Genomic DNA, 24,006 nt, shown 5'->3' on the forward strand with positions numbered 1-24,006 from the left:
AAAAAAAGAGAGAAGTTTTAAAACTTCTCTCTTTTTTTAGTTTTTATCGACAACAGCCATACACATATAGAGTTCTGGCTTATTCGCTGTAAACTTTCTTAACCATATTTCTAGTTCTTTTACTTCATATGGTAATAATCTTTTTACGGCCTTTTCAAGTTCTTTACAAAACAATTCTGCATTGAAGCTAACTTTTTGGAGTACTACCTTGGTGTACTCGAACATTGCTCTTGGCATAATAGGGAATTAAAATTACGATTTAAATATACAAAAATGTTTTACATGTTTTGTTAAAGTAATAACAAAAAAAAAGTCAATTTATTAACAAAATTGACTTTTTACACATAAAACATTACATTTTATAAAGCGTTTAATTTATCTACCAAGGCATTAGCTCTACTCTCTAACTCTGCATTAATAGACTTGTAATGTGCCTTTTTATTTTCAACATCTTTATCGTGTACTTTAGCGATTAACTCATCAAAAGTAGCAATAGCCTCATCTACAATTGCTTGAGATTTTGAAGCATCAGCATCAGGGTTTTCTAATTCCCATACGTTACATTCTCCTATAATATCTCCTAAAGTATAGTTGATGTCTTTTTTTAAATTTTTTACACTAGCCATAATAATAATTTTCAGCAAAATTAAACCATTTTATCTAATTCATTCTGAAATTTTTCAAAAAACTGACCTACATGATAACCATCTACTAATGCATGATTTACATTTACAGCAACAGGCATAATCATTTGCTCATTTTCTTCTATTACTTTTCCAAATGCTAACTGAGGAACACTATCATCACTATTTCCAGAAACAGGCTCTTTATGACCTGTAAAATGTACCCATGGAATAGCCGAGCAATGAATACAACCCAAAGAATACTTTGGAGGAAATAAATTAGTAGAATGCAAAATTCGATCTTTTTCTAATTGAAAATTACTATTAAATACATTAATATCTTCATCAAAATCAATAAACGAAAAACCAAATGTTTTATCTGCTCTCAAAATTGTTGCAGAAGCATGAATCGTGTCATAAATAGCAATTTTATCATCTTCAATTCGATATTTAAAATTCTCAACAGCATTTAAGGCTTTTAAACAAGCATGTAGATATACTACAAAAAAAGACACCTTATTCTGAGATGCATATTTATAAGCTTGAGTTACACAAACATTACTAGTAATACCAAAACTACTATCCGATAATGTTCTGAAATGTTGATATAATTCTTTTCGGTTCCAATTTTCAATATCTAAATATCTCTTCATTCTATTAATTACAATAAATCTAAAACCTCTTTAATATTTGCCAAGGTTTTAAAATCTTTATTCTGTGATTGCTTTTCATTAACCTCTTCATGAGCCCAAGTAGTATGAAATGGAACATGAATTGCTGAAGCTCCTATTTCCAAAAGAGGTAACACATCAGACTTCAAAGAATTTCCAATCATTAATAATTCCGAAGGATGAATATCTAGATGACCTATTAACTTTTTATAATCAGGAACTTTCTTTTCGCTCATTACTTCAACATGATGAAAATATTTAAGTATTCCTGACCTTTCTAACTTTCTTTCCTGATCTAACAAGTCTCCTTTTGTAGCTACGATAAGTTTGAATTTACCATGTAACGATTGTAAAACCTCTTCTACTCCATCTAATAACTCAATTGGTTTTTCAAGCATATCTTTTCCTATGTCAAGAATCTTATTGATGGTACTAGGTTCAATCTGATTATTCGATAATTCTAAGGCACTTTCAATCATAGAAAGCATAAATCCTTTTACTCCGTAACCGTAAATTTTTAGGTTCTCAATTTCTTTTTTAAATAACTCTTGATGTATTTTATTTTCAGTTTCATAATCATTGAGCAGTTGAGCAAATTCATCTTCCGCATCTCTAAAATACGTTTCATTCACCCATAAAGTATCATCCGCATCAAATGCTATGACTTTTATATTACTGTTCATTGTTTCTGATAATTTTAAGTGCCTTCTCTAAATCCGCAGGAGTATCAATTCCTATAGATTCAACTGAAGTTTCAATCATTTTAATCTTTTTACCAACTTCTAGATAACGAATCGCCTCTATTTTCTCGGTCGCTTCTAAAGGTGTCATAGGAGTTGTATAATAATCCATTAATGCTTCTTTTCTAAAAGCATATACTCCCTTGTGTTTAAAGTAAGTAGCGTTTATATCCTTATCTCTGTGATAAGGAATTACTGATCGTGAAAAGTAAATAGCAAAATTATTTATGTCGGTAATAACCTTCACATTATTAGGGTTTTCAATTTCCTCTTTCTCATTCATTTTTACTTTTAATGAAGCTAAATCAATTTCTTTATTTACATCTTCATGAAAAACATTTATCAATTTTTCAAGAGAAACTTTATCTATAAATGGCTCATCTCCTTGAACATTTACAACCACATCAACATTCATATCTTCAACTGCTTCAGCTATTCGATCAGAGCCACAATCATGCTCTTTTTTACTCATGATTATCTTTCCTCCTACATTTTCAATTTCTTCGTAAATCACATCTGAGTCGGTAACAACATAAACCTCATCAAACAATTTAGTTTGTAAAGCACTTTCGTAGGTTCTTACAATAACCGATTTACCACCTAAATCTTTTAATAATTTTCCTGGAAAACGACTCGCATTATATCGAGCAGGAATCATCGCAATGATTTTCATAAAATGTGAATTAGAATAGGTCAAAGATACATATTTCCATATTCTGAAAATAGGATTGAATAAATGTTAAAAAGGTAAAACTTTAACACTTAAACTATGAAGTTGGTTTTGCCGCTGATTATAAACCCTTTAAGTTTGAATAGATTCTTTTGTAAGTTAATTTGGTTTGTTTGTTAAAAAGCTCGGGATACGCAAAACGCTCGAGCTTTTTACTTTATATACACTTCCAAAAGTTCTGATTTTACGTTAGAGGCAATTGTAAAGTCTTTGATTTTTGCAGGAATCAAAATTGTTTCTCCCATTTTAATTGACTCTGTGCTTGACGAGTTACTAAAAGTAACTTCCCCTTCAACACACATATAAATAACGAAACTATCTTTGTCTTGATGATTTACATCAATCCTTCCGTTTAATGGTAATACGTTTGTTGTAAAATAAGGACAAGAAACTATTTCAGAAGTTTTGTTTTCTTTTTTCTCGTATGCAGTAGAATATCTTTTCTGCGAAGAATAATCTATGGCATCAAGAGCTAGGTCGGTATGCAATTCTCTGTAATTCCCTTGATCGTCTTGTCGATCCCAATCGTAAATACGATATGTAATATCAGAAGTTTGTTGAATTTCAGCTAATAAAACTCCAGCACCAATTGCATGCACTCTTCCTGTTGGAATGAAATAAACATCTCCCTTACTAACTTCATCTACATTTAAAATCTTTAACAGTGACTTATTCTTTAAATGATGAATGTATTCTTCTTTATTACTATCTTTCTGAAAGCCTACTATTAAATTGGCTTTCTCATCAGCCTGCATTACATACCACATTTCGGTTTTCCCAAACGAATTATGTCTTTTTTGGGCTAATTCATCATTTGGATGTAACTGAATACTCAAAGCTTCTTTGGCATCAATATATTTTATAAGTAACGGAAACTTATTTCCGAAACTTTTATAAATCTTATTTCCAACTAAATCTGACTTAAAAAGCTCAATTAATTCTTTTAAATTCTTTCCTTTTAATACACCATTAGCAACAATAGAAGTATCTCTTTCCACATCAGAAATCTCCCAACTTTCTCCCACATTTGGGTTATCGTTTTTTTTATTTAAAAGATTTGCAAGTTTTTCTCCTCCCCAAATCTTTTCTTTTAGAATTGGCTCGAACTTAATAAATTGGTTTAATGTAAGCATTTAGTCTCCTGAATAGGTTACAAAGTTTCTCGGGGTTTCATATAGCGTAATTTCAACATCTAAACTCGATGGTATGATTTTACGCAATTTATTGTAAATAACAACTGAAATATTTTCAGCAGTAGGATTCAGTGTTTTAAACTCTTCTACCTCTAAATTTAAATTTTTATGATCAAAAGGCTCTTCAACTTGTTCCTTTATAATTTGTTTTAATTTTCCTAAATCGTAAACATATCCAGTTTCCGGATCAATTTCTCCTGTTAATGAAACAATTAACTCATAATTATGTCCATGAAAATTAGGATTACTACATTTACTGAAAACTTCAAAATTCTTTTCATCAGACCAATCTTTTCGATATAATCGATGTGCTGAATTGAAGTGTGCTTTTCTATGTACTGTAACTCTAGGCATTTATTTCTTAGAATTAAAGTTAGCTATTTTATCGTAAGATTTATCAAAAATAATTTTAAACCACGCAGTATATTCCTCCGGATTCACAGCTATATCCTCTTTAACAGCTTCCAAAGTCATCCACTTATAACTTTCCACTTCTTCTGGATTAATATTTGGCTTTCCATTAAATCTACCAACCATTACATGATCTAATTCATGTTCAGTTAAACCATTATCAAATGGAGCTTTATATATAAAAGAAAAAACTTCTTCAAGTTCGCATGAAAAACCCATTTCTTCTTGTAACCTCCTCTTCCCTGCTCCAATATTAGATTCTCCTTTTCTCTGATGAGAGCAACAAGTATTCGTCCATAATAAAGGAGAATGATATTTATCTTTTGCTCTCTGTTGAAGCATCAACTCATTATTATCATTAAATACAAAAACAGAAAAAGCTCTATGCAAAACTGCTTTTTCATGAGCTTCAATTTTCTCCATGAATCCTACTTCATTATCTTGCTCATCTACTAAAATTACATTTTCTACCATACGAACACAAATGTACTAAATTACCCGTGCTCACAAAAAATTAGTCATAAATCATTCTTATAGATACATAAGCTATATTTGTATCGCTATTAAATCAAATATTTATGAAGTTTTTTAGAGTTATTATTTTATTACTTTCTGTTTTACTTATTTATAACTGTGCCGAGAAACCTAAAAAAGAAAAAGAAATTACACCGAAAAAAGTTACAGAAAAAAAAATAGATACAACTACCGTAAAAATTATAAAAGAAGAGCCTAAAGAAAAACCTTGGGATAGCTTAAATCATAAAAACGTCACTGCTTTTTTAACTGAATATGGTAAACAGAACAAAGAAACTCAAGTGGTGATTAAAACAAAGTTTGGAAAAATCAAATTGAGATTATTCAACGATACTCCATTGCACAGAGCTAGTTTTGTTTTTTTATCAAAAATTGGCTACTTCAACACGACTGTTTTTCATAGAATTGCTGGTGAAATGGCAATTCAAGGAGGAGAATCTGACGGACAAGAATCAACAGATATAAAGAATAAGTACAAGAATTATCGAATACCATCTGAAATATCGCCAAAGAGAAAACATGTTTATGGATCATTAGCTTTAGCTAGACAATTAGATTATAATCCTTATAAAAAGTCTAACCCTTTTAACTTTTACATTATCAGCAGTAAGCGAGGCGCTCCACATTTAGATGGAGATTATACTGTTTTTGGAGAAGTTATTTCTGGGTTTTCAACAGTAAGAAAAATTTCAAAAGTCAAAACTGGGAGAAGCGATTGGCCAATAGTTGATATTCCTATGAAAATTGAGGTTTTGAAATAATCCTCCAACATTGGCGTTTAAAATAAACCGAACTAGACGCTATGAAACCATTATTTTTTATTCTTTCAATCTTTACTTTTATTGGCTGTTCTAAAAAACAAGAAAAGTCAAACTTAGCAGATGTAAACATCATTGTAACTGCTAATTTTAAAATTGATAGTTTACAATTTTCAAATATCAGTCAAACAAAATGGTATACTGTAAAATCCAAAGACACTTTAAAACTTCATTTGGATAAACCTCTAAACGACCTCTATAACTTTTGGTTTTACACCGAATCGGGTAAAATAAGAAAACAAGTTTGGTTGGATGGAGAGAAAGTTGTAATTACAGGGACTATAGATAAAACATTCGAAATAGACACTGTTACAAATTCAGCATTGTTTTACGTGAGTAAAGATTACGTTAACCAATACAATGAATTAAAAAAAAGTAAATCAAATCAATCAGTTATTAACAAGTTTATATTAGAAAAAATTAGAGAAAATATTCATAATCCTTTTTCTCTTGCTTTGGTTAATAGTTTTTTACATCAAAACGAAAATAATAAAGAGCAAATTTTAGAACTCAAGAATACTCTAGAAAAACGAAACAACTTATTTAAAGATCATTTCTTAAATATTGATGAAAGAATTGAATCTCTCTTAAAAATAAAAAACATAAATATTAACCAATACAACTTCTATAATAGAAAGAATGATACTGCTCATATAAGTTTAAAAAAGAATAAATTCTATTTACTGGATTTTTGGTTTCTAAACTGCCCTCCTTGCGTTCAACAACATAAAGAAATTGCTGAAGGCTTGGATTTTCTAAGTGAGAAAAATGTTGAAATTCTTGGAATATCAAAAGATGAAAATCATTCTGAATGGTCTGATTACCTTAATCAAAACAAATATAATTGGAGAAATTTCAGAGAAAATTCAAATCAAAAAAAACTTACATCTCAACTAAGTATTGAAGCTTTTCCTACATATTATTTAATAGACTCAAAGGGTAAAATAGCAGCTAATTTTTCAAGTTTTTCTGAAGTAAAAAACTACTTAGAAACCAATTCTTTGAATAACATTAAGTAAATATTCTAATAGATTTCATCTCAGCTAGTATATAAAATGAAACTCTTGGCTCTTTTTCTTTTAAAAACTATCTTTGCCACTTCAAAATTTATAGATGAGTTTTTTAGAAGAAATACAGAAAAGAAGAACATTCGGAATTATATCTCACCCTGATGCGGGTAAAACAACATTAACGGAGAAATTACTTTTATTTGGTGGTGCAATTCAGGAAGCTGGTGCGGTAAAAAGTAATAAAATTAAAAAAGGTGCAACTTCCGATTTTATGGAGATAGAGCGTCAACGTGGAATCTCGGTAGCAACTTCTGTATTGGCTTTTAACTATAGAGATAAAAAAATCAATATTCTTGATACACCTGGTCACAAGGATTTTGCCGAAGATACTTTTAGAACTTTAACAGCAGTAGATAGCGTTATTGTTGTTATTGATGTAGCGAAAGGAGTCGAGGAACAAACTGAAAAATTAGTTCAAGTTTGTAGAATGCGTAACATTCCAATGATTGTATTTATTAATAAATTAGATCGTGAAGGAAAAGATGCTTTTGACTTACTAGATGAAGTGGAACAAAAACTAGGTTTGCGTGTAACTCCTTTAAGTTTCCCAATCGGAATGGGTTATGATTTTAAAGGAATTTATAATATCTGGGAAAAGAAAATCAATATTTTCTCTGGAGACAATAAACAAATCATTTCTGAAGGTGTAGAATTTGATGATGTCAATAATCCTGAACTTGATGAATTAGTTGGTGAAGATGCAGCCAATACACTTCGTGAAGAATTAGAATTAGTTTATGAGGTCTATCCTGAATTTAATAAACAGGAATACGACGAAGGACAACTACAACCTGTATTTTTTGGTTCTGCTTTAAATAATTTTGGAGTAAAAGAATTATTGGATTGCTTTATTGATATTGCACCGAACCCTCAACCAAAAATGTCGGATACTCGTTTAGTTGATTCTAAGGAAGATAAACTAACAGGATTTGTATTTAAAATACATGCGAACATGGATCCAAAACACAGAGATCGTTTGGCCTTTGTGAAAATCGTTTCTGGAACATTCAAAAGAAACACTCCATATTTACATGTTCGTAATAACAAAAAAGTCAAATTCTCTAGTCCAAATGCTTTCTTTGCTGAGAAAAAAGAAATCGTTGAAGAATCTTTTGCTGGAGATATTGTTGGTTTGCACGATACAGGAAACTTTAAAATTGGAGATACATTAACTGAAGGAGAAAAATTAAACTTTAAAGGAATTCCTAGCTTCTCTCCTGAACATTTCCGTTATGTTAATAATGCAGACCCGTTAAAAGCAAAACAACTCTATAAAGGTTTAGATCAATTAATGGATGAAGGTGTTGCCCAATTATTTACGCTTGACATGAATGGACGAAAAATTATTGGAACTGTTGGAGCTTTACAGTACGAAGTAATTCAATATCGTTTAGAACACGAATATGGTGCTAAATGTACTTACGAAAATATTGCCGTTCATAAAGCATGTTGGGTTCAACCTGAAGATGAAAAAAATGAAGAGTTCAAGGAATTTAAAAGAGTAAAACAACGCTATTTAGCAAAAGATAAACAAGGTCAATTAGTGTTTTTGGCAGACTCTGCGTTCACTATTCAAATGACACAAAGTAAATATCCAACTGTAAAACTTCACTTTACTAGTGAATTTGAATAAAATCTAATTATGAAGAAAATTACTTTATTACTAATTTTACTTGTAAGCTTTAGCGCTTTTTCTCAAGAAGAAAGTGACTATTCCTCTTTTAAATTTAAGGAGTTGAATAATAATATTAGAGTAAATTATATCTCAGTAAATCAGCCTACGGACAAAGTAAATTATGAATTACAACCTGTAATGGGATTAATCGGGGTTAATTATAATATTCCATTAACCGATTGGTTGTACACAGGAGCAGGGTTTCATGCAGCCGTAACAGGTGATCAAGGAGGTCTTTTTACATTGGGGGTTAATCTTGGTGTTAATAAAAGGATTTATAAGAGCTTATACTTTGATGCCAATATTCACTTTGGAGGTGGTGGAGGTTTTAGATCTTTGGTTAACGGTGGAGGTCTTATTTATCCTAATGTTGGTCTAGAATATAAGTTTAACAAATTTTCAATTGGTGTTCAATATGGTTATGTCGACTTCTTTACTGGAATTCAGAAAGACGATAACATTTCATTTTTCGTGCAAATACCTACAAGATTAAATGTTGGGTCTTATGCTGACGCAAACAAAACATTTGAAATTTCCGAAACAGACGAAGAAACTCCAGCTGTCAAAAGTGTGCAACAAGTAACATTTGATTATTTTTTTCCAATGGGTAACTCAAGAACAGATGCGAGTACAAACCCAAGATACCAACCTATAGATCAAATGTTATCTGTTTTAGGATTCGAATACCAGCGCTATCTGAATGAAAAAACTTTCATTTACGCACAACTAGATGCAATGTATGGAGGTTTAACCGCTGGATTTATGGACTTGTTTTTAGGTGTTGGTAAAAACGTTGAAATTAACAAAAGAATTAATCTTTTTGGTAAATTCGGTATAGGTGCCGCTGGAGGTAGAATTTTCCCAGAAGGTGGATTAACCATGTATCCAAATGGTGGTTTTGATGTTAGAATTACTAATAAGGTAGGATTAAGTGTCCACGGTGGTTATCATAAAGCTATCGGAGGAATTGCTAGTTTTGAAGCAATTACTGCTGGATTTAGCTTAAAGTATTATGGCTTAAGTGGAGGAACAAATGATCCATTTACTGGAGAAAAGTTGAAAGAAATTAAAACTCAAGGAATACAAATTGGTGTACAAAATCAAAGCTATTTCGACGTTGCGAAATTTGGTATACCTAATAGTGATCTTCAATTAATCGCATTAAAGCTAAATTTAGATATAAACAAACGTTTTTACTTAAGTGGAGAGGCTTCATTTGCATATGAAGGCAAGTCTGGAGGTTATGCGCACGGAATGTTTGGAATAGGAGTTACAAGTAATAAATTTTTGAACAATAAAATATCTACTTTCTTAGAATTATCCGCCGGTGTTGCAGGTGGTGGTCGAGTTGACTCAGGACAAGGTGTTTTAGCTAGACCGACTGTTGGTATAAACTATCACATTAATAATGACATTACTTTTAATGTATCTGGAGGACATATTATTTCGCCTTGGGGTAATGTAAGTTCAAATTCATTAAATATAGGATTGAGTTACGGACTATCGTTCCTTAACGGAAAAAATTAATTAGAAAAATAAACTGAACAAATAAACATTTATAGAAACATGAATAACGGTATATACGCAAAGTTTACTACTCCAAAAGGAGATATTTTAGTAAACCTAGAATATGAAAAGACTCCAGGAACAGTTGGAAACTTCGTTGCCTTAGCTGAAGGAAATTTAGAAAACTCAGCTCGTCCTCAAGGAGAACCTTATTACAACGGATTAAAATTTCATAGAGTAATTGCAGACTTTATGATTCAAGGTGGTTGTCCTCAAGGTACTGGAACAGGAAATCCAGGTTATAAATTTGATGATGAAATTCATCCTGATTTAAAGCATGACGCTCCAGGAAAACTTTCAATGGCAAATGCAGGTCCGGGAACAAACGGATCTCAATTTTTCATTACTCACGTTGCTACTCCATGGTTAGACGGTAAACACACGGTATTCGGAAGCGTAATTGAAGGACAAGATGTTGTTGATGCTGTTGAGCAAGAAGACGAAATGCAGGTTGAAATTTTACGTGTTGGTGAAACTGCTGAAAAATGGAATGCAGTTGAGGCTTTCAGAACTTTTGAAGGGGAACGAGAAAAAAGAGAAGCAGCAGAAAAAGCGAAGCAAAAAGAGTTACTTGATCAGGTAGCAGCTGGATATGATGAAACTCCTAGTGGTTTACGTTATAAAATCATCCAAAAAGGAGAAGGTAAAAAAGCTACTAAAGGAGCAATGGTTTCAGTACACTATAAAGGACAATTATTAGACGGTACTGTATTTGATTCTTCATACAAGAGAAAACAGCCAATTGACTTTGCTATTGGTGTCGGGCAAGTTATTGCAGGATGGGACGAAGGAATTCAATTATTACAAGTTGGAGACAAAGCAAGATTAGTAATTCCTTCAAACTTAGCATACGGAGAAAGAGGTGCTGGAGGTGTAATACCACCAAATGCAACACTTATTTTTGACGTTGAACTTATGAATGTAAAGTAAGTAAACTTTATTGAAGCTAAAAACTTTAACCATTTGCAATTTAATGGTTTAAGTCTATAAACAAAAGCCGGTTAGATTAACATATGTTAATTTAATTGGCTTTTGTTTTTAATAGATTTGAGTAGATAGAAAACTATTTCTTCGTTGACCCCGATATTAATAAAATGTAAAACCTATTTAAACTATTTGTTAGGCATTTTTTAGAACTTAACTTTTCAATAAGCTACAATTAACATCATTTAAAACATCTTAAGCGAAATTTGTAATGTATTAATCGAGTAACCAATTCAAATACCTCCTTTTTAAAATGAAAAATTTATCCCCCCTGCTATTAATAATTTTTATGTTATTAAGTAGTACTGTTTTTTCTCAAAACAAAAACCAATGTGAAACTCCCAACAACGAGACCTTATTAGACTTGAATACAATTTCAAGATGTACTATTGAAAAAAGCGATGATAACACCAACAAAGTTTCTCTAAAGGTTGCGGCAAAGAAAACAAGGAAAAGAATTGTAAGAAAACGTAGCAAAGTAAATAGTATAAAAAGTAATGCTAAAAACATAAACTCAAAAGTTACAAAAAGCACTTTAGTGATTAAGAATGAAATACTTACCAAAACACTAAATACAGAAGTCGTACTATTTAATGTGGTAGAAAAGGTCCCTTCTTTTCCTGAGTGTAAAAATGAAAATAATATAGATTGCTTTAATAATTTCTTCTCCAAGCATTTTGCAAAAACCTTTGACCCAGAAAGAGCATCTGAGGATGGGGTGACTGGTAGAGTTTTTATTCAATTTACCATTGATATCCAAGGAAATGTTAATGATTTACTTATAAAAACAAGAAAAAAGGATTCATTATTAGAAGCAGAAATAAGAAGAGTGATTAATAAACTACCAAGATTTATACCAGGCAAACATAAAGGAATACCAGTCAATGTAAAGTATAGTTTACCTATTAATTTTAGCACTGAATAAAATAGCTATTAAAAAATTTAGGATTTTGCAATTCATCTATAATTTAAATACGTTTATCTATAGATAATTACCATTTATCTACAGAATTAACACAAAACATCTTAAAATATTTTTTTAAATCGTTAATAATACCTACCTTAGTCGCGAAGTTAATCTCTTAATCCCTAAGAATATGGTTAAAAAGTTACTAGTAATTGCTGCTGTGGCGTTCAGTACGCAGTATGCTGTGTCTCAATCTAAAGAGACTTGCGACACCCCAAACGGAGAACCGGCATTAGATTTAAATAGTATTACAAAATGCTCGGTGGAAGACAAAGACGCTAAAACAAAACAAATTTCAGTAGAAGTTACTTCGAGAAGAAGAGTAATTAGAAAAAGAGATGCCGTAACTGGTGTTAATTCTTCTAGTGCGACGTCTAACAAGTTAGCTGCGTTAAAAAAGAAAGCTTCATTAGTAGGTACTTTAGATTTAAGTAGTGAAGAAGTTGTTGAAAAAGTTCCATTCAATTTAGTAGAAGAAATTCCTCTTTTTGATGATTGTGAGTCAGTTGCTATCTATCAACAAGAGAAATGTTTCAAAACTAAAGTTGCGGAGCATATCAGAAGAAACTTTACATATCCTAAAGAAGCTTACGATAAGAGTATACAAGGTCGTGTACTTGTACAGTTCGTAATTAACAAAGAAGGAGATGTAGAAAACTTAAATATTAGAGGTCCTTATCAAGGAGAATTACTTGAGGCTGAAGCTGAGAGAATTGTTCGTAAGTTACCTAAATTTAAGCCAGGAAAACATAACGGAAAAACTGTAAAGGTAAAATACGGTGTTCCAATTGCCTTTGTTATCCCAGGTAAGAAAGCTTCAAATGTAAAAACTTCAAAAACAGTTGAAAAAACTGCTCAAATATTCAGATTTGATGAAGTTGAAAGCATTCCAGCATTTAAGAAATGTTCTAGCGATAACTCATTGGATTGTTTTAACAGTGAAATGAGTAAGCATATTAACAAGTATTTTGCTTATCCACAAGAAGCGGTAGATCAAAACATTGAAGGAAAAATCAACGCTTATTTCGTTATTGATGCAAACGGAGACGTTGCTGACGTAAGAACAAGAGGTCCAAAAGGAAGCAAAGTTCTTGAAGAAGCTACTAAAAAATTAATTGAGAAATTACCTAGAGTGAAGCCAGCAATGAAAGGTGGTAAACCGGTAAACGTTAAATACGCTTTCCCAATTAACTTCAGATTGAAATAATTAAGAGTTTACTTATATTTGAAAGGTCAGATTAATTCTGACCTTTTTTTTATTCCTATAATTAAATAATATCAAAATGAAAACAGCAGGAGAGTTATTCGCAGAATATTCAAAAAGTCATCAAAATGAAAAAAACCAACTGATACATTATATCTGTGTTCCAGTAATATTCTTTAGTATTATTGGTCTTATCATGACAATACCAAATGATTTTCTAAAGAATACCTTTAAACTCTACAACCCACTTATTGAAAATTGGGGATTCGTAATTGGAGTATTGATTTCGGTGTTTTTTTACTTACGCCTGTCTTTTTGGTATTTTATTAAAATGTTAGCGGTCATACTTATTTGCATCGCAGGAAACAACTGGATATCAAACATAACTAATTTATTTATTGTATCTCTAACGCTTTTTGTTATAGCCTGGATAGGACAGTTTTACGGCCATAAAATTGAAGGTAAAAAACCTTCCTTTTTAAAAGATTTACAATTCTTATTAGTTGGTCCTCTTTGGGTCCTTGAAAAACTCACAAAAAAATGATTGAAGAAATTAGTTTTGAGGAATTTCGGAAAATAGATATCAGAATTGGAACTATTATTGAAATAAATGATTTCCCTGAAGCTAGAAAACCAGCTTATAAATTGAGAATCGATTTTGGTTCACTAGGAATAAAAAAATCAAGCGCTCAAATTACTAACCTATACTCTAAAAAAGATTTAATCGGTAAACAAATTAGTGCTATTATAAACTTTAAACCACGCCAAATAGCCAATTTCATGAGTGAATGTTTGGTTCTAGGGGTTTATAATGAAAATAGTGACGTTGTACTATTAAATCCGCTAAAAAAAATTAAAAACGGAGAAACTGTTTCTTAATTATCTATCTGGATTGTTTAAGATCACTAGCGCTCCAATTACACCAGGTATCCAACCACAAAGTGTCAGAATAAAAATAATTAAGAATGACCCACATCCTTTATCTATAATAGATAGTGGTGGAAAAAGTATCGCCAATAATACTCTAAAAATGCTCATATACAATCGTTTTTTATTATTAAGACGAGTGTTGGAGTAGTTTGTTACAGTAAGTCTCTTCATTAATTAGATTATAATACATCGTGAAGGAAAGTTGAATAACTTCTTATAATCAAACTTATTTGGTCAATTTGACTTTTTAAAAGCAACTATTTAGTAAAAATTACTTTTTACGATTCTAACCATAGGCAATAAGAATCAAAACAACATAAAAACACCTTTTTTTTAATAAAATTAACCACCAAATTATTAAATAAAAAGTAAATTCACTTATTTTGTTGTAAAATGCAATAAATTATGTCATCTAAAAATACACAAGATAATTTCATTGATAATGCAAAAGCATTTGTGTCTCCAGAATATATTCGTAATCGTTTCGCAATCATCATGTCTGACATGTATAAAGATGAAGTTCCTCTATATGGAGAATTACTCGATTTAGTGCATGATATTAATGATAATGTTCTTTCAGAATCAAAAGAAGTAAAAGAACAATTAGCTAATACCGGTGAAATTACACGATTAAATATGGAACGTCATGGTGCAATTCGCTTAGGAAAACCTTATGAATTATTTACGATGAGACGTTTATTTAAGGTTATGGGGATGTTCCCTGTTGGGTATTATGATCTAGCAACAGCAGGTGTTCCTGTTCACTCTACAGCATTTAGAGCAATTGAAAACACTGCATTAAACCAAGCTCCATTTAGAGTATTTACTTCACTCCTACGATTAGATTTAATTAACGATGAAAAACTTCGTGAGAACGTTGAAGACATTTTAGAAAATCGCCAAATCTTTACAGAAAAGGCACTAGAATTAATCGAAAAATCAGAAAAAGAAGGTGGTTTAAATAAAGAAGATGCTGAAACTTTTGTTCAAGAAGCCTTAGAAACTTTTAGATGGCACGATACGGCCACTGTAGATTATGAAATGTACGAAGCTTTATTAGGACAGCACAGATTAATTGCAGATGTTGTAGCGTTTAAAGGCCCACATATCAATCACCTAACTCCACGAACTCTAGATATCGATGAAGTTCAATCGAGCATGGCAGCAAGAAATATTCCTCCAAAAGATACTATTGAAGGACCACCAACAAGAAAATGTCCGATTTTATTACGTCAAACAAGTTTTAAAGCATTGACTGAAAAAGTTACTTTTAAAAATGATGCAGGAAATGGTAAAATGGGTGAACACAAAGCAAGATTTGGTGAAATTGAACAACGTGGAGTTGCTTTAACTCAAAAAGGTCTTGATTTATACAACGAGTTATTAGGTAAAACTCGTAAAGCAATTGGCGGTTCTCCTACTGCTGAAAATGCATCAGAATATGGACAATTATTAGCCGAAAACTTCAAACTTTTTCCTGATAATTACAGAGAATTACAATCAGAAGATTTAGCGTATTTCCATTACTTTACAACAGAAAAAGCTAAAAACATTTCTAAAGATCAGAAATACACTAAAGAGGATGTAAATCAGTTATTAAAAGATGGTTATTTAAGCATCGAACCAATGGTTTACGAAGATTTTCTTCCTGTAAGTGCAGCTGGTATTTTTGCCTCTAATCTAGGTACAGACGATGCGAAACGTGAGTATGAAGGAACTTCTAATCAATCTTTGTTCGAAAAAGATTTAGGTGAACCTGTTTATCAATTGATGAAATGGTATGATGATATGCAAAATGAAACTATTCAGAAATGTTTGCTTGAAATTAATACCTAAAATCTATATAACAACCCTATTCTTTTGAAAAATCAATTTGATTATATCGATGAACAAATTCTAGATCAATTAAGAAAAGATGCAAGAAAAGCATTTTCTCAAATTGCTGAAGAATTAAATGTTTCAAACTCACTAATTCACCAAAGAATTAAAAAACTTACTTCCGAAGGTGTTATTAAAAATGCAGAGTTTATCCTGGATGAAAAAAAGCTAGGTTATAAAACCAAATCTTATACAGGGATTCGATTGAGAGAAGCTCGTTTTGCTAAAGATGTCATGCGTGAGCTTGAGAAAATAGATGAAATTGTAGAATGTAATTTTGTTTCTGGTAACTATGCTATTTTTATTTTAATATATGCTCGAGATAACGAACATCTTCAAAAGATTTTATACGATAAAGTTCATTTAATCAATGGTGTTGCAGGAACGGATACTTTTATCTGTTTCGATACTTGTTTCAAAAGAAATATTTCAATCAAATAAATTGAATTAGATGATTATTCCCTTTTAAAAAGGCAATATCTTCAATGTAATTTAAGGTAAAATCAAAAAAAGGGTAGACAAACTTATAATTCCTTATTTCAACTCTATCGACAGGTTTATAACAAATAAAATAATGATATTTGTGAAAGAGAAGTGAATCGTAATCACTTCTAAATATTTATTTCTTGATATAATTTTATCATAAAGGTTAACAATGATAACTAACGAACAACTACAACTTTTATCAAAGCAATTAACTGGAGAACTTTTATTCGACGAGTTACATAAACGAATGTATGCGACGGACGCTTCTGTTTATAGAAAAATTCCGTTGGCAGTATCGTATCCAAAAAATATTGAGGACATTCAAAAGTTGATTTCTTTTGCTTTAGAGTATAAAATAACTTTGATTCCGAGAACCGCTGGAACCTCGTTAGCTGGACAGTGTGTTGGTGATGGAATTGTTGTGGATGTTTCAAAACATTTTACCAATATTTTAGAGTTTGATCAAGAAAACAAAACTATCACTGTTGAACCTGGTATTATTCGAGACGATTTAAACCGTTTTTTAAAACCTTATGGATTATTCTTTGGCCCCAATACATCTACTTCAAATCGTTGTATGATTGGAGGAATGGTTGGAAATAATTCATCTGGTAGTACCTCTATTAAATACGGAGTAACGAGAGATAAAGTCATCGCAATTGATGCTATTTTATCAGATGGAAGTATAGCTCGCTTTGAAGAGATTTCTTCTGAAAATTTTAAGCAGAAAACATTCGAAAATTCCTTTGAAGGAAACATTTATAAATCAATTTATAACGAACTAAAATCTGCAGAAGTACAAGAAGAAATAAAATCTCAGTTCCCAAAAGAATCTATTCATAGAAGAAATACAGGATATGCTGTTGATGAATTTCTAAGTTCGAATTTATTCGGAGGTGATAAAGAAACTATAAATGTTGCTAAATTCCTTTCAGGTTCTGAAGGAACATTGGCATTTTCAACAGCAATTAAAATTCAACTAGACGACTTACCTCCTACTTCAAGTATTATGGTTGCTCCACATTTTACAAGTGTAAATGAAAGTTTAAAAGCCACTGTAGTTGCCATGAATCACAATTTATATACTTGTGAGTTAATGGATAAAGTTGTTTTAGATTGTACGAAAAACAATAGAGAACAAGCCCAAAATCGCTTTTTCCTAGATGGAGATCCTGAAGCGGTTTTAATGTTAGAAATCAAAGAGACTTCACCGGAAAAAGCAGAAGAAAAAGCAGACGCTTTAATAGCAGATCTTAAGAAACATAATTTTGGCTATCATTTTCCGAAAGTATATGGTAACGACATTAAGAAGGTTTTAGATTTACGCAAAGCCGGATTAGGGTTACTTGGAAATATGGTAGGTGATAAAAAAGCAGTTGCTTGTATTGAGGATACAGCAGTTGATTTACATGATTTACCAGAATATATTGAAGAATTCTCAGCGATAATGGATAAATATCAACAACAGGCGGTTTACTATGCTCATGCGGGTGCTGGAGAACTTCACTTACGTCCGATTTTAAACCTTAAGAAATCTGAAGATGTTGATTTGTTCAGAAAAATAACAACTGAAACTGCTGAACTAGTTAAAAAATATAATGGTTCTTTTAGCGGTGAACATGGTGATGGAATCGTTCGTGCAGAATTTATTCCGTTAATGATTGGTGAGAAGAATTATGAATTACTCAAAAGAATAAAAAAAGGGTTTGATCCTAATAATGTTTTCAATCAAGGTAAAATTGTAGATGCTTTTCCGATGGATAAAAGTCTGCGATACGAAGTTGACCGCAATGAACCTGAGATTGAAACAATTCTTGATTTTTCTGATAGTGAAGGAATTTTAAAACTTGCGGAAAAATGTAACGGATCTGGTGATTGTAGAAAATCTCCAGAAGCTGGAGGAACATTATGTCCGAGTTACCGAGCAACCAGAGATGAAAAAGATACAACACGTGCTAGAGCAAATACATTAAGAGAATTCTTAACCAATTCGAACGAAGCAAATAAGTTTAACCATAAAGAATTAAAAACAGTTTTTGATTTATGCTTGAGCTGTAAAGCATGTTCAAGTGAATGTCCGAGTAATGTTGATGTTGCTTCTTTAAAAGCTGAGTTTCTTTATCAATATCAAGAAACAAATGGGTATTCTTTCAGAAGTAAGCTTTTTGCGAACAATGCTAAGTACAATAAACTTGGAAGTAAGTTCCCAAGACTAACAAACCTTGTTACAAACACTTTTATAGCGAAATCTATAATGGGAGTAGCTTTAGAACGAAAAGTTCCTAAATTAGCTCCTAAAACGCTTCAAAACTGGTATTCCAAAAACTATAAAACATTAAATAAGAAGAAAGTTTATCTTTTTAATGATGAGTTTACTAACTTTTATGATGCTAATATTGGTAAAGACGCTGTTGAGCTTTTAGACAAACTTGGTTACCAAGTTGAAATTATTAAGCACGAAGAAAGCGGACGTAGTTATTTATCAAAAGGATTTTTAAAGGAAGCTAAAGAAATTGCGAATAAGAATATTTCTGTTTTTAAAGATATTGTTACAGAAGAAACCCCTTTAGTTGGAATTGAACCTTCCGCTATCTTAAGTTTTAGAGACGAATATTTACGCTTAGCTAACAATAAAACTGAAGCTGAAAAAATTTCTAAAAATACATTTACAATAGAAGAGTTTATTGCCAAAGAAATAGAAAACGGCTTCATAAAACCTGATTTATTTTCTTCTGAGGAGAAAGAAATTAAAATACACGGGCATTGCCATCAAAAATCACTTTCAACTACGCATTCGATATTTACAATGCTGAATTTACCTAAGAACTACAAGGTAAGTATTATGAACACTGGATGTTGTGGTATGGCAGGTTCTTTTGGATACGAAAAAGAACATTATAAAGTGAGTATGCAAGTAGGCGAAGACACTTTATTTCCTAAAATTAGAAAATGTGATTCATCAACAGAAATAGCCGCATCAGGTACAAGTTGTAGGCATCAAATTTTTGATGGTACAAAGAGAATTGCAAAACACCCTGTGACTATACTGAAAGAAGCAATTATATAAATAATTGATTTTCATTTGTTTATTTTGTATATTTATAAGAGTCGAATCTTAATACTTCTCTTATGAGTACAAATAAAATTATTTTTAAAAATGCACTTCTTATTTACGGCTTAATTGTAGTTTACTTCTTAATCATGAAATTATTTGGTTTAGATAATGTTTCAGAATTACGTTTTTTAAACTTTCTTTTCGTTTTTTGGGGAGTAAATAGAGCTATAAAAACAAATATTGAACTTAACAAAGAACACTCTTATTTCAGCAATTTTTATGCAGGTTTTGGAGCAGCCGTAATTGGTGTTGGTCTTACTATTATAGGACTAATCATTTACGTTGGTTTTATTGACCCAAATTTTATTACTGTACTAGAGAACTCCTCTTTTTGGGGAAAAGAATTGAGTTTACAAATGGTTGTTTTTGCTTTAGCAATTGAAGGAATAGCTTCATCCGTTATGTGCTCTTTTATTATTATGCAATATTATAAAAGCTATAAAAGTACCGAAGCCGCTATCTAAGATAATTCATTATAAACATAAAAAGCGAGAAATTTCTTTCTCGCTTTTCTTAACATACTTACGTACAATAAAATAATTTAGGGATTACTTTAATTGTTATTTACTACAGTCACTGTTACTTTTAAAACATTTATTGCTTTCAGGTTTAGATCTAAGTGTTTTTGTCTTTTTAGATTTAAACTTACTCAACCTTTCTAGCATTTCTTTTTGGTTGTTATATCCTTTTTTGTCTATTACCGTTGGTTTTGCGTTATCTATAGAAACTTCTTTACCTTTTACAATGAAAAAGTAAGATCTTCTATTTAATTGATGCTCTTCCTCAGTACATTTTCTACTATTCTTATCGTTACAATGATTCAATAATCTATCTTCTCCATATCCTATGGCACTTTCAATTCTTTCAGGCTCAACTCCTCTCGAGATAATAAAGTCTCTTGTAGATTTTGCTCTTCTGTCAGATAAATTTCTATTGTATGATTTTGCCCCCCTACTATCCGTGTGTGATTCAATTTTAATCACCATCTTTGGATGGTTAGTCATGACAGTAACGATGTTTTCTAATTCATATTGTGCATCTTCACGAATAAAATCTTTATCATAATCAAAATAAATTGGTTTAATTACAATTTGATCACCTACAATTAACGGATCTAACACTAAATCAGCTGTATACCTTTCATTCTTATTTTTACCCGCTACTGCAACATTTTTCTTATCCGGATTTCTATAATCACGTTTTTCTGCAATAACTACATAATTTTCCTCCTTACATTCGAGCTTGAAATTATAGCTTCCTCTGCTATCAGTTAACTTTTCTTCTAAAACTGTTCCTAAATCATCAATTAACTTCACTATTGTGTTAGGAATTCTTTCTTTAGTCACCTTATTTGTAACAACTCCTGTTACATATTGATAACATTTTTCAGATTCAGGAATTTCAGTGATATAAAAACTATAAATATCATCATCTCCTTTACCTTTTGATCTATTTGAAGAAAAGAAACCTTTTTCTCCGTCATTAGCTAAATAAAATGAAAAGTCATCTTTTTTACTATTAAATGGATAATCTAGGTTTGTAATTTGACTATAAGTACTATCGTTATATATTTTTGTCTGAAAAATATCTAAAAGACCTAATCCTTTATGTCCATTTGAAGAAAAGAAAAGAACATTATCATCTGATATAAATGGAAACATTTCTTTTTCCGTAGTATTAATACTTTTCCCTAGGTTAATAGGTTCTCCGAAACCATCTTCTAAAATCTCAACTTTAAAAATATCTGTTTGCCCCAAAGTTCCTGGCATGTCTGATGCGAAATATAAAGTCTTTCCATCAGGGCTTAAAGCCGGATGAGCAACTGAGTAGTCATCACTATTAAAAGGTAACTCTTCCACATTTTTCCAATCATCTCCGTCCCTTTCTGCTCTGTAAAGCTTTAAATTTACAGTAAGTTTTTTATCCTTACCTAACTTCTTGCCATTATAGTTAACCCTACTAAAATACATTACCTTTCCATCCTTAGTAAATACAGGAGAAGATTCGTGAAATTGAGTATTAATATTTTCTGATAAAATACGTTTATTCTCAAGCTCATAAACAGAATCAGTTTTAACTTCATCTACTCTTTCAAAGTAACCATTAGATTTATATAAATTAAGAAAAGGTTGGTTATTCCATCGGTATAGTTTCTCTCTTTTTTCTCCCTTAGGTGAAGCTGAAGCAAAATAAATTTCATCCTCAAAAATCACTCCACCAAAATCAGAGAATGGAGTATTTATACTTAGGTTTCTTAAGCTAATTTTCTTGTCTCCATTATTCAGAAAATCTTGAAAATTATTATCTCTATCAATATACTTTTCGCCACTTTGAGTGCTAAGCTGTATGTTTAAAAGTTTATAAATAGAATCAGATTTTTGAATATATCCATTACTTCTTAAAACCTGTGAGTATTTAAATAAGTAAGATGGATCTGTTTCTCTTTTTTCTTCTATTAACTTCCCATACCAGAATTCAGCCTTTTCTGTTTGGGAATTATTATAATATGCATCTCCTAGTCTTTTTAGAAGATATTTTGTGGTATCTCCCTTTTGATAGACCGCTTCATAAATTTTAGCCGCTTTAAAGTAAGCAAACTCTTCAAAATACTTGTCTGCAACTCTCCTACTCTGTCCATTAACAAGTATTGCTGAAAAAGTAAGAAAGAGGATGATTAATTTGGTTTTTAGAATTTTCATTACAGTTATGCTTTAAAAAAATCTAGGGGATTTAATTCTAGCCTGTTTAAATATTTCATATCGAAGTAATACTTCGTGCGTTCCTGAGTTTACAACATTATAATTGGAAGTAGTTAAATCATAAGCGTATCCGATGTGTAATGATTCGCTTACCTGAACTCCCAATAACGCAGCTATCGAATCATCCCATCGCCATGCCGCACCAACTCTAAAACGTTCACTAAACAAAAAGTTAGCGGAAACATCAAGCGACATTGGCGCACCAAAAACTACTTTTGCTAATGCAGCTGGCTTGAACTTAACATCATCACTAATATCAAATACATAACCAGCAATTAGAAAATAGTGCAATCTTTCTACAGCAACTTGTCCACTTGCTCGTTGCGCATCATAATGCTCCTGTCTAAGAAAGTTTGGAACGGATAAACCGATGTACCATTCTGGTTCATGGTAATAAATACCTGCTCCTACCGTAGGTAAAAATCGATTTACAATATTCTGAGCAAAACTTGGATCATTACCATCACCATTGGGGTTTCCAATACTCCAATCGACGTTTAAAACCCTACCTCCTAATTTTAAACCAAATGCCAGGTTTCCTTCTTCTCCGGTTTCTATAGTATAAGAAACATTACCATCTAAATACAACTCATGTGAAGGTCCTAATTTATCATTAACCAAATTAAAACCTAACCCTAGTCCACTAATAGCTAAACTCGTATCATAACTTAATGTCTGTGTATCCGGTGCTCCATCAAAACCAACCCATTGGGTTCTTCCCAATGCCGTTAGCACTGTATGTCCTTTTGAGCCCACATATGCAGGGTTAACAGACATGGTATTTAACATATACTGAGTATAGTGGGGATCTTGTTGCGAAAAAACATTTGTTTTAATAAAAATGCTTAACAACAAAAGCAATAGTGCTTTACTTGACAAAAATAGTCTCATTGTTTACTCTTCGTATTTTATCTATTAATATATATCCAACCTTTTCTAATCTTACTTCCATCACCTAAATCTAAGACATAATAGTATGTTCCTACTGGTAGCTTATCATCCGTCTGAATGGTTGCTCTACCATTCGAAATTCCTTCAAACCTCCTATCAGAATTATCATTATTATACCCTTGGATTTTATAAACCGTGTTACCCCATCTATTGAAAATTTCAATTGTATTATTTGGATAGTTTTCAATACAATTAATCTTTAAATAATCATTAATTCCATCTTCATTTGGACTAAACTCGTTATACACAGTGAGACATTCATCTTCTACAAAGATAGTTACTGTTGCAGTACTACAGTTCTGTGGCACTAAATTATCACAAATTGTATATGTAAATGTATCTGTTCCTGTAAATCCATCATTAGGTGTGTAAGTAACAACATCATCACTTGGGTCATTTGGTGTACCATTATCATCTACATTTACTGTTCCATTGTTAGGATCTGTTACGGTCAATGTACCATCTGTTGGAACGTCATTATCGTTTACAGTCACATCAATATCAACATCCTCACCAGAATTAGTTGTAGCTGTATCATCAACTGCATCTGGGGTAGGTACAACCGTAATAGTTACAGTAGCTGTTGAGCAGTTCGCTGGACTAGCGTTGTCACAAATTGTATATGTGAATGTATCCGTTCCATTGAAATCTGGATTTGGAATATACGTCACAATATCATCACTTGGATCATTTGGTGTACC

Annotated in this window: 25 protein-coding genes; 13 read left to right on the forward strand and 12 right to left on the reverse strand. The window is 31.4% G+C overall.

Features of this window, described 5'->3' with window-relative positions:
• Positions 1-36 precede the first annotated feature (36 nt).
• From ACOSP6_RS00755 to idi, 8 genes are all read right to left on the reverse strand, one after another.
• Positions 37-237 (reverse strand): hypothetical protein, encoded by a 201-nt coding sequence (locus tag ACOSP6_RS00755; RefSeq protein WP_422092570.1) that lies wholly within the window; start codon positions 235-237, stop codon positions 37-39.
• A gap of 122 nt (positions 238-359) precedes the next feature.
• On the reverse strand, positions 360-626 hold the full coding sequence (locus ACOSP6_RS00760; protein WP_422092571.1) for a hypothetical protein: 267 nt from the start codon (positions 624-626) through the stop codon (positions 360-362).
• A gap of 20 nt (positions 627-646) precedes the next feature.
• The gene (locus ACOSP6_RS00765) at positions 647-1,276 is read right to left on the reverse strand and encodes a CatA-like O-acetyltransferase (RefSeq protein WP_422092572.1); all 630 of its coding nucleotides are present in this window, start codon (positions 1,274-1,276) and stop codon (positions 647-649) included.
• Positions 1,277-1,284: 8 nt separating this feature from the next.
• Positions 1,285-1,977, reverse strand: coding sequence for an HAD family hydrolase (locus ACOSP6_RS00770; RefSeq protein ID WP_422092573.1), 693 nt, complete (start codon positions 1,975-1,977; stop codon positions 1,285-1,287).
• Positions 1,967-2,707, reverse strand: a complete 741-nt coding sequence (kdsB, locus tag ACOSP6_RS00775; protein WP_422092574.1) for a 3-deoxy-manno-octulosonate cytidylyltransferase — start codon at positions 2,705-2,707, stop codon at positions 1,967-1,969. Before kdsB ends, ACOSP6_RS00770 begins: the two co-directional genes overlap by 11 nt.
• Before the next feature lie 209 nt (positions 2,708-2,916).
• Positions 2,917-3,897, reverse strand: a complete 981-nt coding sequence (locus ACOSP6_RS00780; protein WP_422092575.1) for a type I phosphomannose isomerase catalytic subunit — start codon at positions 3,895-3,897, stop codon at positions 2,917-2,919.
• On the reverse strand, positions 3,898-4,311 hold the full coding sequence (locus ACOSP6_RS00785) for a 6-pyruvoyl trahydropterin synthase family protein (RefSeq protein WP_422092576.1): 414 nt from the start codon (positions 4,309-4,311) through the stop codon (positions 3,898-3,900). It abuts the gene before it with no gap.
• Positions 4,312-4,842 (reverse strand): isopentenyl-diphosphate Delta-isomerase, encoded by a 531-nt coding sequence (gene idi, locus ACOSP6_RS00790; RefSeq protein ID WP_422092577.1) that lies wholly within the window; start codon positions 4,840-4,842, stop codon positions 4,312-4,314.
• A gap of 104 nt (positions 4,843-4,946) precedes the next feature.
• Between idi and ACOSP6_RS00795 the strand changes: the two genes are divergently transcribed.
• From ACOSP6_RS00795 to ACOSP6_RS00835, 9 genes are all read left to right on the forward strand, one after another.
• The gene (locus ACOSP6_RS00795) at positions 4,947-5,663 is read left to right on the forward strand and encodes a peptidylprolyl isomerase (protein ID WP_422092578.1); all 717 of its coding nucleotides are present in this window, start codon (positions 4,947-4,949) and stop codon (positions 5,661-5,663) included.
• A gap of 41 nt (positions 5,664-5,704) precedes the next feature.
• The gene (locus ACOSP6_RS00800) at positions 5,705-6,739 is read left to right on the forward strand and encodes a TlpA family protein disulfide reductase (protein WP_422092579.1); all 1,035 of its coding nucleotides are present in this window, start codon (positions 5,705-5,707) and stop codon (positions 6,737-6,739) included.
• Positions 6,740-6,833: 94 nt separating this feature from the next.
• Positions 6,834-8,423: a peptide chain release factor 3 gene (locus ACOSP6_RS00805; protein WP_422092580.1), complete on the forward strand. Its 1,590-nt coding sequence runs from the start codon at positions 6,834-6,836 to the stop codon at positions 8,421-8,423.
• A gap of 9 nt (positions 8,424-8,432) precedes the next feature.
• Complete coding sequence (locus ACOSP6_RS00810; protein ID WP_422092581.1) at positions 8,433-9,992, forward strand: hypothetical protein; 1,560 nt, start codon at positions 8,433-8,435, stop codon at positions 9,990-9,992.
• A 39-nt stretch (positions 9,993-10,031) separates the two neighbouring features.
• The gene (locus tag ACOSP6_RS00815) at positions 10,032-10,961 is read left to right on the forward strand and encodes a peptidylprolyl isomerase (protein ID WP_422092582.1); all 930 of its coding nucleotides are present in this window, start codon (positions 10,032-10,034) and stop codon (positions 10,959-10,961) included.
• A gap of 307 nt (positions 10,962-11,268) precedes the next feature.
• Positions 11,269-11,940 (forward strand): energy transducer TonB, encoded by a 672-nt coding sequence (locus ACOSP6_RS00820; RefSeq protein WP_422092583.1) that lies wholly within the window; start codon positions 11,269-11,271, stop codon positions 11,938-11,940.
• A gap of 172 nt (positions 11,941-12,112) precedes the next feature.
• On the forward strand, positions 12,113-13,189 hold the full coding sequence (locus ACOSP6_RS00825) for an energy transducer TonB (protein WP_422092584.1): 1,077 nt from the start codon (positions 12,113-12,115) through the stop codon (positions 13,187-13,189).
• Between the two features lie 76 nt (positions 13,190-13,265).
• Positions 13,266-13,730 carry a DUF962 domain-containing protein gene (locus ACOSP6_RS00830; RefSeq protein ID WP_422092585.1) on the forward strand — a complete coding sequence of 155 codons (465 nt, stop codon included), beginning with the start codon at positions 13,266-13,268 and terminating at the stop codon, positions 13,728-13,730.
• On the forward strand, positions 13,727-14,065 hold the full coding sequence (locus ACOSP6_RS00835) for a tRNA-binding protein (protein ID WP_422092586.1): 339 nt from the start codon (positions 13,727-13,729) through the stop codon (positions 14,063-14,065). Before ACOSP6_RS00830 ends, ACOSP6_RS00835 begins: the two co-directional genes overlap by 4 nt.
• Here the strand turns inward: ACOSP6_RS00835 and ACOSP6_RS00840 are convergent, their stop codons facing one another.
• Positions 14,066-14,224, reverse strand: coding sequence for a YqaE/Pmp3 family membrane protein (locus ACOSP6_RS00840; protein ID WP_422092587.1), 159 nt, complete (start codon positions 14,222-14,224; stop codon positions 14,066-14,068).
• A 297-nt stretch (positions 14,225-14,521) separates the two neighbouring features.
• On the opposite strand from ACOSP6_RS00840, the gene hglS reads away from it, so the two are divergent.
• From hglS to ACOSP6_RS00860, 4 genes are all read left to right on the forward strand, one after another.
• On the forward strand, positions 14,522-15,952 hold the full coding sequence (gene hglS / locus ACOSP6_RS00845; RefSeq protein ID WP_422092588.1) for a 2-oxoadipate dioxygenase/decarboxylase HglS: 1,431 nt from the start codon (positions 14,522-14,524) through the stop codon (positions 15,950-15,952).
• Positions 15,953-15,976: 24 nt separating this feature from the next.
• Positions 15,977-16,435 (forward strand): Lrp/AsnC family transcriptional regulator, encoded by a 459-nt coding sequence (locus tag ACOSP6_RS00850; RefSeq protein WP_422092589.1) that lies wholly within the window; start codon positions 15,977-15,979, stop codon positions 16,433-16,435.
• A gap of 214 nt (positions 16,436-16,649) precedes the next feature.
• Positions 16,650-19,547 carry an FAD-binding and (Fe-S)-binding domain-containing protein gene (locus tag ACOSP6_RS00855; protein ID WP_422092590.1) on the forward strand — a complete coding sequence of 966 codons (2,898 nt, stop codon included), beginning with the start codon at positions 16,650-16,652 and terminating at the stop codon, positions 19,545-19,547.
• 62 nt (positions 19,548-19,609) lie between these two features.
• On the forward strand, positions 19,610-20,059 hold the full coding sequence (locus tag ACOSP6_RS00860) for a hypothetical protein (protein WP_422092591.1): 450 nt from the start codon (positions 19,610-19,612) through the stop codon (positions 20,057-20,059).
• A gap of 96 nt (positions 20,060-20,155) precedes the next feature.
• On the opposite strand, the gene ACOSP6_RS00865 is transcribed toward ACOSP6_RS00860, so the two are convergent.
• The 3 genes from ACOSP6_RS00865 to ACOSP6_RS00875 all read right to left on the reverse strand — a co-directional run.
• Positions 20,156-22,294: an OmpA family protein gene (locus ACOSP6_RS00865; protein ID WP_422092592.1), complete on the reverse strand. Its 2,139-nt coding sequence runs from the start codon at positions 22,292-22,294 to the stop codon at positions 20,156-20,158.
• Positions 22,295-22,306: 12 nt separating this feature from the next.
• The gene (locus tag ACOSP6_RS00870) at positions 22,307-23,245 is read right to left on the reverse strand and encodes a type IX secretion system membrane protein PorP/SprF (protein ID WP_422092593.1); all 939 of its coding nucleotides are present in this window, start codon (positions 23,243-23,245) and stop codon (positions 22,307-22,309) included.
• Between the two features lie 17 nt (positions 23,246-23,262).
• The coding region (locus ACOSP6_RS00875) for a gliding motility-associated C-terminal domain-containing protein (protein ID WP_422095682.1) at positions 23,263-24,006 on the reverse strand (744 nt) is incomplete at its 5' end.

It is taken from the genome of Tenacibaculum sp. MEBiC06402 (assembly GCF_049239625.1).
Taxonomy (GTDB): Bacteria; Bacteroidota; Bacteroidia; order Flavobacteriales; family Flavobacteriaceae; genus Polaribacter.